Genomic DNA, 13,193 nt, shown 5'->3' with positions numbered 1-13,193 from the left:
TGGCGTCGTAGGGGCGACCGGCGGTCGCCCGTGGGCGGGGCGGCGGCTGTAGCAGCGTTGCATGCAACGCCGTCGGGCGGGGCACCGCCGTTCTGGACCGCCCCGCCCGCATCGGACACGGCACGCCGTGTCCCTACGGGTGCCACAGGGGAGGCGCGGTGTCCACGGGCGGGGCGGAACAAGACGGGCGCCACCCCGCCCCATTTCCCATTCCGCTCACGCTATCTTCGCGCGTCACCACCCCGCCCCGATGGCTCTTCGACACCGTCTCGCCGCCGTCGCGGCCCTCGCCTGCTGCCTCGCCCTCCCCGCCCGCGCCCAGGGGATCTCCGCCGAGACGCCGCTCCGCCCCGTGACGCAGACGCTGGCGCTGACGAACGCGCGCGTGGTGACGGCGCCGGGGGAGGTCCTGGAGCGCGCTACCGTCGTCGTCCGCGACGGGCGGATTGAGGCCGTCGGCCGCGACGTGGCCGTCCCGTTCGACGCCCGCGTGGTCGAGGCCGACTCGTTCACGGTCTACGCCGCCTTCGTCGACGCCTTTGGGACGGCCGGGATCAAGAAGGCGGAGAGCCCAGACGAGCGGTACGAAGGCGACCGCGGCGCCCCGCCCCGCGAGCTCGCCGGCATCACGCCCGACCGCCAGGCCCGCGACCTCTACGACCCGACCGACGCCCGCGTCAAGCAGCTCCGCGAGGCCGGGTTCGGCGCCGCGCACGTGGCCCCGCAGGAGGGCCTGTTTTCCGGGCGCGGCGCCGTCGTCCTGCTCCGCGAGACGGGGCGGCAGGAGAGCGCGCCGGCCCTCGTCCTCGACGGCCCGGCCTCGACGGTCGCGCGGCTCGACCCGGCATCCGGCGTCTACCCGGCCACGGTCATGGGCGTGCTCGCCGTCCTGCGCGAGACGGTCGAGAACGCGCGCCGCCGCGACGCCTCGCGGCTCGCCTTCGACGAGGAGCGGGGCGGGACGGCGCGGCCCCGGTTCGACCCCGTGCTCGATGGGCTCCGGCCGCTCATCGACGGCGACGGCCCGTTCGTGTTCGCCGTCGACGGCTGGCTCGACGGGTTCCGCGCGCTCCGCGCCTCCGGCGAGATGGGGCTGACCCCGATCCTCGCTGGCGTCCCCGACGCCGCCCCGCTCGTGGAGAAGCTCCGGGCGGGGCGGACGGCTGTGTTCGCCCCGCTCGCGCTGCCCGACACGGTCGCCGCCGACACCTCCGCGGCCGGCGGCGCGGCGCCCGCCGTCGACCGCCCGACGATCTCGCCCGGCGAGGCCTCGTTCATCTCGAACCGCCGCATCCTGTCGTACCGCGACACGGAGGGTGAGAAGACAGCGCTGACGGGCCAGCGGCGCGAGGCCGTCGCCCGGTTCGAGCGGAGCCCGGCCGCGCTCGCCGCCGCCGAGGTCCCGTTCGCGTTCGCGACGCTCGACGTGAAGCCCGGCGACATCCACGCGAACCTCCACCGCATGGTCGAGGCCGGGCTCAGCCCCGACGACGCGCTCGAAGCCCTGACGATCGGGCCGGCGCGGCTGCTCGGCGTCGACCGCGACCTGGGCACGGTCGAGGAGGGCAAGCTGGCCAACCTCGTCGTCACCGTCGGCGACTTGTTTACCGATTCGACGGAGGTCCGTCACGTGATCGTCGAGGGCGTCGCCTACGAGGTGGAGGGTGGGGGCGGGGTGGCGGGCGCCGACCCCGACGCCGTCGTCCAGGCCGTCGGGACGTGGGACTATGAGGTCTCGACGCCGGCCGGCGCGCAGGAGGGGCGGTTCACGGTCGAGGGCTCGGCCGGCTCGTTTACCGGCACCATCACCGGCGACGGCGAGACCGACCCGCTCACGAGCGTGACCGTCGAGGGCAACGTGCTCACGATGACGTTCCAGAGCGACGACGTCGGCACGGTCACGATCGCCGGGACGATCGCGGACGACGAGTTTTCCGGGACCGCTGAAATCGCGTCGTTCGGCTCGTTCCCGATCACCGCCACGCGGCGGCCCGAGTAACGCCCTCCCGGGCGGGTACGGGGTACGGGGTACCCGGTACGTCTCCGCCCCTCCCGTACCGAGTACCCTGTACCTCCGACATGCGCACGCTCCTCGCCCTCCTCCTCGCCGCGACCGCCTGGGGCGGGGTGGCCGCCCAGACGCCGCTCGACCTGCCGCCGGCGGACGCCCGCGGCGACGTCCTGCTCCGCGGCGGGACCGTCCACACGGTCACGAACGGGACGATCGAGAACGCCGACGTGCTCGTGCGCGACGGGACGATCGCCGCCGTCGGGCAAGGGCTCGACGCGCCGCGCGGGGTCCGCGTGGTGGACGTGGCGGGGCGGCACGTGACGCCCGGGATCATCGACGCCCACAGCCACATCGCGCTCTCGTCGGTCAACGAGGCGACGAACGCCGTCGTCGCTGAGGTCCAGATGCGCGACGCGCTCGACCCGGCCGACGTCGGCATCTACCGCGCGCTCGCGGGCGGGGTGACGACGATCCACACCATGCACGGCTCGGCGAACCCGGTCGGCGGCGAGAACGAGACGATCAAGCTCCGCTGGGGCACTCTCGACCCGGACGGGATGCTCTTCGAGGGCGCGCCGCGGACGATCAAGTTCGCGCTCGGCGAGAACCCGACGCGCGTCCACGGGCGGGGCCGCGGCGTGCGGCCGGCCACGCGGATGGGCGTCGAGCAGGTCTACCGCGAGGCGTTCACGGATGCCCGCGCCTACGCCGCCGCCCAGGCCGAGGCCGAGCGGGCGGGGCGGCCGCTCCCCCCGTACAACCGGCGCCTCGAAACGCTCGCCGGCATCCTCGCGGGCGACGTGCTCGTCCACAGCCACAGCTACCGGGCCGACGAGATCCTCATGCTGATGGAGGTGTTCCGCGACTTCGGGATCGACCGGCTCACGTTCCAGCACGGGAACGAGGCGTTCAAGGTGGCCCCCGAGCTGGCCGCCTTCGGGGCCGGCGCGAGCGTGTTCTCGGACTGGGGCTCGTACAAGTTCGAGGTCTACTACTCGACGGCCTACAACGCGGCCGTCCTGGTGCGCAACGGCGTGCGGACGTCGGTGAACTCGGACGACGCCGGCCTCATCCGCTACCTCTACCACGAGGCGGCCAAGACGCAGCGCTACGGCGACCTCTCGGACGACGAGGCCCTCGCGCTCGTGACCATCAACCCGGCGTGGCAGCTCGGGATCGACGACCGCGTGGGCTCGATCGAGGTGGGCAAGGACGCCGACCTCGCCGTATTCGCCGAGCACCCGCTCTCGATCTACACCCGCGTCGACATGACGTTCGTCGACGGCGTGCCGCGGTTCGACCGCGCGCGCGACGGCGACGACCAGCGCGTGTTCGTGGACCCGAACGAGGAGGTCGCCGAGGTCCTGCTCGGCGGCCACACCGAGTCGTGCATGCGCGGCGTCCACCTCTCGGACCTCGCCCAGTAGACCGCCCCGCCCGCGCGCCCCGGGCGGGGTGGCGCCGGACTGGCCGCCCCGCCCCGCCCTCGGCAACCGCCCCACCCTTTGGGTCCGCCCATGCGTTTCCTCCTCCCCGCCCTGACCCCGTCGACCCTAATCGGGCTCGCCCTCCTCGTCGCCGCGCCCGCGCTCGCGCAAGGCCCGCAGTACCGCGCGCGGACGGGGACGTTCGCGCTCACCGACTGCCGCATCGAGACCGTCACGCGCGGCGTGGTCGAGCGCGGGACCGTCGTCATCGAGGACGGGCGGATCGCAGCCGTCGGCGAGGCCGCCGTGCCGGGCGGGGCGGTCGTGGTCCCGTGCGACGGGGGCACGGTCTACCCGGGCTTTATCGACGCCGGGACGCGGATCGGGCTCGACGAGGTCGGCTCGGTCGACGAGACGCAGGACTTCGACGAGATCGGCGACGTGACGCCGCAGATGGAGGCGATCACCGCCGTCAACCCGTCGACGATCCACGTGCCGATCACGCGGCTCTCAGGCGTGACGACGGCGCTGGCCGTGCCGCAGGGCGGGCTCATGCCGGGGACGGCGGCGCTCGTGAACCTCCACGGCTACACGCCGGCCCAGATGTCGACGGGCTTCGAGGCCGTCGTCCTCAACTTCCCGACGACCGGGCGGCGCGGGCCGTTCGACCGCCGCGAGCAGGAGGCCATCGACAAGGCGGCCAAGGAGGCGCTCGAGACGCTGGACGAGACGTGGGAGCAGGCCGTGCTCTACGCCCGGATCGACTCGGCGCGCGCGGCCGGGGGCGGGGCGGGCGAGATGCCGTACCAGCCCGAGTTCGCGGCGCTCCTCCCCGCCGTCCGCGGCGAGCGCGTGCTGCTGGTCGAGGCCAACGCGGCGGCCGACATCGTGAAGGCGCTGGAGTGGCTGGACGGCAAGGACGTCTCGGCCGTCCTGACGGGCGTGGCCGAGGGGTGGCGCGTGGCCGACCAGATCGCGGCGGCCGGGCTCCCGGTTATCGCCGGCCCGGTGCTCGGGCTCCCGACGCGGGCGTCGGACCGCTACAGCCGGGCCTACGAGAACGCGGCGCTGCTAGCCCAGGCCGGCGTGCCGGTCGCGCTCCAGACGCAGGACCGGATGCAGAACTACCGAAACCTCCCGTTCCACGCCGGCTTCGCCGTCGCCTTCGGCCAGGACTACGGGTTCGACCGCCAGGCCGCGCTGGAGGCCGTCACGATCGCGCCGGCCCGGATGTTCGGCGTCGACGACCGGATGGGCTCGGTCGAGGTCGGCAAGCAGGCCACGCTGTTCGTCGCCGACGGCGACCCGTTCCAGCCGGCGACCGACGTCACGGCCGTCTTTATCGACGGCTACCAGGTCCCGCTCGTGAGCCGCCAGACGGAGCTCTACCAGGAGTACCTGAACCGCCAGCCCGGCCTGACCACCCCGCCCGGGGGCGAGTAGGAAGCGTGCAGCGTGCAGCGTGCAGCGTGCAGCGTGCAGCGTGCAGCGTGCAGCGTGCAGAAGATGCCCCCACCCCGCCCCTGAAGCGGCAGGCCGGGTAGAAACTCGACGCGGAGCGAGGGCGCAACCGGCCGCCTACGACCGCCCCGCCCCGCTCGCTGCCCTCTGCTCGCCGCTCGCTGGACATGCCCGACCCCGTCCTCCTGCTCCACGGCCTCGGGCGGACGGGGCTCTCGATGATGCCGCTCGCGCGGGCGCTCCGGCGGGCCGGGTTCAGCCCGCACGTGGTGGATTATCCGTCGCGGCGGCGGACGGTCCAGGCGCTCGTCGAGATCGTGCTCGCGCCGCGCGTGAACGCGCTCCTCGCGGGCGGGGCGGGGCGGGAGCCGGCGGCGCGGGTCCACTTCGTGACGCACTCGCTGGGCGGCGTCGTGGTCCGCGCCTTTGCGGCGGGGCGGTACGACCGGGGGCGGCCGCTGCCCGAGGGCTCGCGGGCCGTCATGCTCGCCCCGCCCCACGGCGGCTCCGAGGTGGCCGACGCGCTCCGCGCGCGCCGTCCGTTCCCGTCGGTCCTCGGCCCGGCGCTGGGCCAGCTCGGGACCGACGCCGCGAGCGTCCCCAACGCGCTCGGCGACGTGCGCGGCATCGAGGCCGGCGTGATCGCGGGGACCGGCACGCGGCTCCCGTTCGGGCGCTTGTTCGCGGGTCCGCACGACGGGCTCGTGTCGGTCGCCAGCGCCCACGCCCCAGGCGGCCTCGCCGACGCGATCGTGCTCCCGCCGTCGCACTCCACCATCATGTGGTCATCTGAGGTCATCCGGCAAACGGTCCAGTTTCTGCGGGCGGGGCGGTTCGACCTCGCCTGAGGCGCCGTGGGGAGACGCCCCACCCCGCCCAGGCACCGTTATCCTGAACCGAAACCGCTTCCGCGCTCACACGCACCGCCATGACCCGCCCGTACGCCTCCCTCGTCGGCTGGGGCCACTACGCCCCCGGCCCGCCCGTCACGAACGACGACCTCGCCCAGTACGTCGACACCACCGACGAGTGGATCCGCTCGCGGTCGGGCATTGAGCGGCGGCACTTCGTGAGCGAGGAGCAGGCGACGAGCGACCTGTGCGTCGAGGCCGGGCGGATGGCGCTCGACCGGGCCGGGATCACGGGCGCCGACGTGGACCTCGTGCTCGTCGCCACGTCGACGCCGGACTACCTCACCCCGCCCACGTCGAGCCAGGTCCAGGACCGCCTGGGCTGCACGCGCGCCGGCGCCATGACGCTCATGGTCGGGTGCACCGGGTTCGTGTACGGCCTCGTCACGGCCGACCAGTTTATCCAGACCGGGGCGTACGAGACCATCCTCCTCGTCGGCGCCGAGGTGCTCTCGAAAAACATCGACTTCCAGGACCGCACGACGTGCGTCCTGTTCGGCGACGGCGCCGGCGCCGTCGTGCTCCGGGCCACGGACCGGCCGTGCGGGCTCCGGTCGTTCGAGCTGGGGAGCGACGGGTCGCAGGCCGACGTCCTCATCTCGCCGTGCCCCGGCACGCGCAACCCGGTCAGCCAGGAGGCCATCGACAACCGCACGCACTTTCTGCGCATGGAGGGCCGCGCCGTGTTCCGGTTCGCGACGCAGACGATGTGCGAGTCGCTCGAACGGGTGATGACGAAGGCCGGCGCGGGCGTCGAGGACATCGACCTGTTCATCCCCCACCAGGCGAACGCGCGGATCATCGAGTACGCGGCCGATCAGTTCGGGCTGCCGCCCGAGAAGGTGGTCATGAACGTGGCGGACTACGGCAACACGTCCGCCGGGACGATCCCCATCGCGCTCTCGGAAGTCCTGGAGAGCGGCCGCGCGCGCGCCGGCGACACGCTCGCGCTCGTGAGCTTCGGGGCCGGGCTGACGTGGGCGACGTGCCTGTTCGACCTCGGCCCGCTCGCCATCGAGCCGGGGGCGGGGCGGGAGGCCGGGCGCGGCGCCACGCCGGAGACCGTCATCGACGACCGCGGCGTGGTCGAAGGGCTCATCGCGTGAGGGGCGGGTGAGGGGTGACGAGTGACGAGCCGGAGGGGCCGCCGGACCACCCCGCCCCGCCGTACTGTGTGGGCGGGGCGGCGAAGGCAAATCAGCCGGAGGCGGGGCGGTGACGGCCGAGCGTCGGCGTTCACCGATCACCCCGCTCTTTACTCGTTACCCGTCACTCACCACCCCACCCCGTCCGTGCTCCGCGACCAGACCCTCGCCGTGCTCGGCGCCGGCCACATCGGCCGAGCGCTCGTCGGCGGCCTCCTCCGCGGCGACGACCTCGCCGCGGGGCAGATCCGCGTCACGCGCCGCGACGCGAGCGGGCTCGACGAGCTGCGCGAGCGGCTCCCCGGCGTCACGGCCACGACCGACAACGTCGGGGCCGTCCGCGGGGCGACCGTCGTGCTGGTGTCGGTCAAGCCGCAGAACGCGGGCGCCCTGTTCGACGAGGTCCGCGACCACGTCTCGCCCGGCGCCCTCGTGCTCTCGACGCTGGCCGGCGTGACCACGCGGGCGATCGCCGGGGCGCTCGGGCAACCGCTGGCCGTCGTCCGCGCGATGCCCAACACGCCGGCGCTCGTCGACGAGGCGGCCACGGCGATCGCGGGCGGGGCGGGCGCCTCGGGGCAGCACGTGGCGCTGGCCCGCGAGGTGTTCGCGGCCGTCGGCATCGTCGAGGTGGTGCCGGAGTACCTTATGGACGCCGTGACCGGCCTCTCGGGGAGCGGCCCGGCCTACGTGTTCATGGTCATCGAGGCGCTCACCGACGCCGGCGTCAAGCAGGGGCTGCCGCGGACGGTCGCCGCGCGGCTCGCGGCGCAGACCGTGCTCGGCGCCGCGCGCCTCGCCATCGAGACCGGCCGCCACCCCGCCATCCTGCGCGACGAGGTCACGACGCCCGGCGGCACGACGATCTCGGCCGTCGCCGAGCTCGAGAAGCACGGGCTGCGGACCATGCTCATCGACGCCGTCGGCATCGCGACGGAGCGGAGCCGGGAGTTGAGCGTGGTCGCGCGTGACGAGTAGGGCGGGCGATGAGTAAAGGGTGACGAGTGACGGGCAGGAGGCGCCGGCACCGCCGCCCCGCCCGGTTCCGGGGTACCCTGCCCGCGGGGGCGGGGTGGCGGCCCGGGGCGCTCGCCCGACCGCCCCGCCCATCACCCTTTCCTCGCCACCCGCATGGTTCTCGGCATCCTTGGAGGCGGCCAGCTCGGCCGCATGACCGCGTTCGCCGCCGCGCGGCTGGGCGTCGACGTCCGCGTGCTCGCGCCGTCGGCGTCCGGCCCCACCGCTCCGCTCGCCCACGTGACGGTCGGCGACTGGGAAGACGCGTCCGTCCTCGGCCCGTGGGCCGAGGCGTGCGACGTGGTGACGGTCGAGAGCGAGTGGGCGCCGGCCGACCGCGTGCCGGCGGGCGTGCCCGTGCGGCCCGGCGTCGAGGCGCTCGTCGCCATCCGCCACAAGGGGCGGCAGCGGGCGCGGCTCGCGGAGCACGGGCTGCCCCAACCCGCCCACGTCTGGGCTGCCACGCGCGGCGAGGCGCTGGCCGCGCTGGAGCGGTTCGGGGCCGTCGTGTGCAAGCGGTTCGAGGGCTCGTACGACGGCTACGGCAACGCGACGTGCCGGACCGAGGCCGACGTCCAGGCGGCGTGGGACGATTTATCGGCTGAGGACGGCTTGCTCGTCGAGGCGTTCGTCCCGTTCGAGGCCGAGGCCGCCGTCACCGTCGCGCGGCGGCCCACCGTAGACGGGCGGGGCGGGGCGGCCGTGGTTTACCCGGTCGTGCGGAGCGAGCACCGCGACCACCGTCTGTGGGCGGCCTGGGCGCCGGCCGGCTTCCCCGAGTCCGTCGAGGCCGAGGCCCGCCGCGTGGCGCTCGCGACCGTCGAGGCGCTGGACGTGGTCGGCGTGGCGACGGTCGAGGTGTTCGTGGCCGAGGGCGGGGCGGTGCTCGTGAACGAGGTGGCGCCCCGCCCGCACAACACGGCGCACCTCACGATCGACGCGAGCCACACGTCGCAGTTCGAGAACCACGTCCGCGCCGTCCTCGACTGGCCGCTCGGCGACCCCGGCCTGCGCGTGCCGGCCGCGTGCGTCGTCAACGTGCTGGGCGAGCGCGAGGGCGGGGTGGCGCCCGGCCTTTCGGACGCGCTCGCCGTCGACGGCGCGAGCGTCCACCTCTACGGCAAGACGGAGGTCCGCCCCGCCCGCAAGATGGGCCACGTGACCGCGACGGCGCCGACCGTGGAGGCGGCGCGTGAGCGGGCCGAAGCGGCGGCCGAGGCGGTGCGGCTGTAGAGGGATGGAGGGATACGGGATGGAAGAGGCATGAGGAAGGCGACCCACCCACCCCGCCCGGTATCATCCCTCTATCCCTCTATCCCTCTATCCCTCATGCCCACCCCCCTCGTCGGTCTCGCAATGGGCTCCGAGTCCGACTGGCCCACGATGGACGCCGCGGCCGACGTGCTCGCCGACTTCGGCGTCCCCTTCGAGGCCCGCGTCCTCTCGGCCCACCGGACGCCCGACGCCATGACGGACTACGCCCGGACGGCCGCCGAGCGAGGGCTTCGAGTGATCGTGGCCGGCGCGGGCGGGGCGGCGCACCTGCCCGGCATGATCGCGGCGTCGACGGTGCTGCCCGTCGTCGGCGTGCCCGTCGCCACGCGGAACCTGAAGGGGATGGACTCGCTGCTCTCCATCGTCCAGATGCCGGGCGGGGTGCCGGTCGCGACCGTCGCGATCGGGCAGGCGCAAAACGCGGCGCTCCTCGCCGTCCAGATCCTGGCCACGTCGGACGACGGCCTCCGCGCCAAACTGGAGGCGCACCGGCAGGACCTCCGGGACCGCGTGGCCGAGATGGACGCGAACGTCGCCGACAAGGCCCGCCGCCCCGCCCCGCCCGAGGGCGCGTGACAGAGCGGGGCGGCCCGCTCTACGCCGACGGATAGGGCCGGGGCGGGGCGGCACCCGGCTCCGTCGCCTGGCCGTCGCCTGACGCCTCAGCGTCCGCGAACCGGGCGACGAGGCCGGCCAGGCGGTCGTAGTCCGTCGCGCGCGCGGCCTCGCGGCGGGCGGAGACGAGGAGGGCCTCGGCGAGCGCGAACGAGGCGCCGTCGAGCGCCTTCCGCTCTTCGGTGCTGTAGCCCCGCCCGCGCCCGTGCGTGCCCAGCGCGAGCACGCCCACGGCCTCGCCCTCGACGGACCGGAGCGGGACGCGGAGCACGAACAGGCCGTCCTCCCACACCTGGACGGAGTGGGCGGGGAGGGCGTCAGGGGGCAGCAGCGCGCACGCGGCCCAGTCCGACGCCGCCCCGCCCGCGACGCCGGCGCACGCGACGGCCGACCACGCCCCGCCCGCGCCGACCGTGAAGACGGCCGCCCGCTCGGTGCGGAACGCGCTGCGGACGATCCCCATCGCCACGCGGCCCACCTCGGCGGGCGGGGCGACGACTTGCCGGCCGGTGAGGACCAGCGGGAGCCGGTCGCACAGCACCTCGCGCGTCCGGTGGAGGTCGGCGTCCGCGCGGCGCAGGAACCACTCGCGGACGGGGTTGAAGGCGGCGAGCGAGACGACGGCGGCGAGCGCCCCGGCCACGGGCTCGGCGCCGGCCCCAAACGACGACTGGAGGCCGACGCGCAGCGCCTCCACCCCGCCCGCGAACACGGCCGTGAGCACGAGCGTCGCCGCGCCGACGGCGGCCGACCGGGCGATCCACAGGTCAGCGTCCCACGGGCGGAAGTGGAGGACGCCGGCGAGGACGCCGAGCGGGATGGCCGCGAACGCGAGCCCCGCCGCGGCGTAGGTCCCCCAGTTGAAGAGGTACCCCGACGCGGTCCGTTCCGAGTCGAACGCCGCGACCGACTGGCTCCCCACGCTTGCCACGACGATGATGGCGAGGAAGGCTCCGAGCGGGAGGAGCACCCACTTCATCTGCTGACGGACCTCCGGGTTCGCCGTCCGCCGGTACTTCTGGAACAGCCCGATCGCTGGGACCGCGACGATCACCACGCCCACGCCGAGGGCGGCGTACCGGAGCCACTCCGCGCCAGCGGCCTCGGTGCCGGCGATAAAGAGCCCGATCATCGACACGATCCCACCGATGGCTAGGCGCCGCGTGTGGCGAGTCCAAGCAGGCGTGTACAGGCCGTCCGGGAACCGGACGAGGGCCGACGTGATCGCCGGAAGCGCAGAAAAGAAGGCCGCGACGGAGACGAAACCAAGAGCAATCAAGAGGGGACCGCCTAACCCCGCCCCGTCCCAATCAACGAGCCCAACGAACGCCGCCCCGCCCGCGACGGAGAGGAGCGCGGTGCCGAGCGAGGCGAGGTAGCCCCGCGCCCGCGCTCGGACGAACAAGGCGAGTCCACAGAGAGCGAACGCGAGGGCGCCGAGGAACCACACTGCGCCCACTATCCGATCTGCCCACTGTGGGTTGAGCCCGAAGCGCTCAGCGTCCTCAGCTTGGCGAGCCCCCAGGACAACGACGGCCGCCCACCTGCCCTCTTCCCCACGGACCTCGACGGCGACCGAATCGCCTTCGGCGCCGGCGAACAGGAACCTGTCGTCGAGCGAGTCCGCGAGGGCCGGCGTCACAGGTCGGCCTCGGAACGAGGCGAGGTGGTCTCCGCTTTGAAGCCCCGCCATCTCTGCGTCGCTGCGAGGCTCCACGTCAAGGACCGCCACCCCGCCCTCGGCGTGGGCCAAGGCTCCCCCGCGCTCCGTCGACTCGCTCTGGTACAGGGCGTAGAACCCGACGCCGATCACCGCCAGCATGAGGGCCACCGTCAGCACGCGCGCTGGCCGGCGCAGCGGCCGCACCATCCGGTGCCACCGTCGGCGAGCCCTCCAGGTCTTTCGGCGGAGGCGGCGGGCGGGGCGGGACACGGCGCAGCGGGTTGTGACGCCGGAGGGTAGCGCCGCCCCGCCCCGCCCCGCCCGCAAGGACCCACCGCCCCGCCCGCGCGGGGGCGGGGTGGTCTACCGCCCCTTCATGATCCGGTCCAGCTTCCGCTTCGACTCGCGGTCCGCGATCGTCTGCCGCTTGTCGACGGTCTTCTTGCCGCGCCCGAGCGCGATCTCGACCTTGGCCCGGCCGCCCTTGAAGTAGAGCCGCGTGGGGACGATCGTGAACCCCTTCTGCTCGGTCCCCTTCCGCAGCTTCTCGATCTCCGCCTTGTGCAGGAGGAGCCGCCGCGGCTGGCTGGGCTCGTGGTTCTGCCGCCCCGCCATCTCGTACGGCGCGATGTAGGCGTTGACGAGGTCGACGCCGTCCTTGCGCAGGATGACGAAGGCGTCCTGGAGGTTGGCCTGCGCCGTCCGCAGCGCCTTCACCTCGGACCCCTTGAGCACGAGGCCCGCCTCGAAACGGTCCGTCAGCTCGAAGTCGTAGCGCGCGCGCCGGTTCGTGACGATCGTCTTGGTGCCGTCGGCCATGGTGCGAGTGATGGGTGACGAGTAAAGGGCGGGGCGGTCGGCTCCGCCGCTCGGCGCCTGGCCCGCCGCCGAGGCTTACTCCGCCTCCGCCCCGCCCGGTTCCTCCGCCCCGCCCGCCGCGACGAAGGGGAGGGCCGGGACCTCGCTCAGCGTGCCCGTCGCGAACAGGAGCTCGCCGAGCTGGTCGAGCCCGTCGGCCGCGTAGCCGTCGAGCGTGAGCTGGTACACGGCCACGCCGTCGACGAGGAGGTCGTCCGAGGGCGGGGCGGCGCGGACGGCGGCCTGGAGGCGGGCGACCGCCTTTTCGTCGAGCGTGCCGGCGCGGGCGCAGAGGAGGCCCCACGGGTAGGGGCGGAGCGTGAGGTCGGTCCACTCCTGGCCGATGTCGAGCACGACGGCGCCGTCCGGCACCGGGTCGCGGGCGTCGACGAGCGCGGCCGACGCCGTCTCCAGGACGTCCGCGAGCGGCGTCGCCGGGTCGGCCAGCGCGAACGTGGGCAGGACGCCGTAGTGCTCGCGGAGCACGAGCTGGGCGAGGATCGCCTCCTGCGCGTCGCGCGGGTCGAACGCGACCGTCTCGATCTGGTCGAGCGGGACGCCGACCACGAGCCGACGGCGCGGGCTCCGCTCGCCGGCGAGCGCCACGCCGGGCACGACTTCCAGCCCCTCGTACGCCCGCAGCACGTCGAGCGTGGGCACGAGCGCGAGGTCGGCGCGGCCGTCGTCGAGCGCGGCGCGCGCCTCGTACGGCTCCACCTCGACCACCCCGCTCACGACGGCCTCCGCCGCCGAGCCCAGGGCGCGGACGAGCGCGCGGGCGGGGAGGACGGGCCAGACGGCGAGGCGCAT

11 protein-coding genes are annotated in these 13,193 nt (G+C 74.4%); 8 read left to right on the top strand and 3 right to left on the bottom strand.

The genetic code is table 11. The features are described 5' to 3' along the window. Positions 1 to 250 precede the first annotated feature (250 nt). The 8 genes from RM540_RS02620 to purE all read left to right on the top strand — a co-directional run bounded on the left by RM540_RS02620 (position 251) and on the right by purE (position 9,823). Positions 251 to 1,999: an amidohydrolase family protein gene (locus RM540_RS02620; protein WP_311661867.1), complete on the top strand. Its 1,749-nt coding sequence runs from the start codon at positions 251 to 253 to the stop codon at positions 1,997 to 1,999. Between the two features lie 80 nt (positions 2,000 to 2,079). Continuing rightward, positions 2,080 to 3,438 carry an amidohydrolase family protein gene (locus tag RM540_RS02615; RefSeq protein WP_311661865.1) on the top strand — a complete coding sequence of 453 codons (1,359 nt, stop codon included), beginning with the start codon at positions 2,080 to 2,082 and terminating at the stop codon, positions 3,436 to 3,438. A 90-nt stretch (positions 3,439 to 3,528) separates the two neighbouring features. Further along, on the top strand, positions 3,529 to 4,881 hold the full coding sequence (locus RM540_RS02610; RefSeq protein WP_311661863.1) for an amidohydrolase family protein: 1,353 nt from the start codon (positions 3,529 to 3,531) through the stop codon (positions 4,879 to 4,881). Between the two features lie 185 nt (positions 4,882 to 5,066). Then, complete coding sequence (locus RM540_RS02605; RefSeq protein WP_311661861.1) at positions 5,067 to 5,747, top strand: esterase/lipase family protein; 681 nt, start codon at positions 5,067 to 5,069, stop codon at positions 5,745 to 5,747. 80 nt (positions 5,748 to 5,827) lie between these two features. Then, positions 5,828 to 6,916: a beta-ketoacyl-ACP synthase III gene (locus RM540_RS02600; protein ID WP_311661859.1), complete on the top strand. Its 1,089-nt coding sequence runs from the start codon at positions 5,828 to 5,830 to the stop codon at positions 6,914 to 6,916. Between the two features lie 186 nt (positions 6,917 to 7,102). Beyond that, positions 7,103 to 7,933 carry a pyrroline-5-carboxylate reductase gene (proC, locus tag RM540_RS02595; RefSeq protein WP_311661857.1) on the top strand — a complete coding sequence of 277 codons (831 nt, stop codon included), beginning with the start codon at positions 7,103 to 7,105 and terminating at the stop codon, positions 7,931 to 7,933. 153 nt (positions 7,934 to 8,086) lie between these two features. Next, positions 8,087 to 9,205: a 5-(carboxyamino)imidazole ribonucleotide synthase gene (gene purK / locus RM540_RS02590; protein ID WP_311661856.1), complete on the top strand. Its 1,119-nt coding sequence runs from the start codon at positions 8,087 to 8,089 to the stop codon at positions 9,203 to 9,205. Between the two features lie 96 nt (positions 9,206 to 9,301). Beyond that, entirely contained in the window at positions 9,302 to 9,823 is a 522-nt protein-coding gene (purE, locus tag RM540_RS02585; RefSeq protein WP_311661855.1) for a 5-(carboxyamino)imidazole ribonucleotide mutase, read from the top strand. A 19-nt stretch (positions 9,824 to 9,842) separates the two neighbouring features. Here the strand turns inward: purE and RM540_RS02580 are convergent, their stop codons facing one another. The 3 genes from RM540_RS02580 to RM540_RS02570 form a co-directional block, all read right to left on the bottom strand. Further along, positions 9,843 to 11,795, bottom strand: a complete 1,953-nt coding sequence (locus RM540_RS02580; RefSeq protein ID WP_311661853.1) for a PDZ domain-containing protein — start codon at positions 11,793 to 11,795, stop codon at positions 9,843 to 9,845. A gap of 93 nt (positions 11,796 to 11,888) precedes the next feature. Then, positions 11,889 to 12,344: an SsrA-binding protein SmpB gene (gene smpB / locus RM540_RS02575; protein WP_311661851.1), complete on the bottom strand. Its 456-nt coding sequence runs from the start codon at positions 12,342 to 12,344 to the stop codon at positions 11,889 to 11,891. A 75-nt stretch (positions 12,345 to 12,419) separates the two neighbouring features. Then, the gene (locus RM540_RS02570; protein WP_311661849.1) at positions 12,420 to 13,193 is read right to left on the bottom strand and encodes an MqnA/MqnD/SBP family protein; all 774 of its coding nucleotides are present in this window, start codon (positions 13,191 to 13,193) and stop codon (positions 12,420 to 12,422) included.

This window comes from Rubrivirga litoralis (assembly GCF_031846415.1).
Taxonomy (GTDB): domain Bacteria; phylum Bacteroidota; class Rhodothermia; order Rhodothermales; family Rubricoccaceae; genus Rubrivirga; species Rubrivirga litoralis.
The sequence above is the reverse complement of the archived record's forward strand: the minus strand, read 5'-3'. Positions and strand labels throughout refer to the sequence as shown.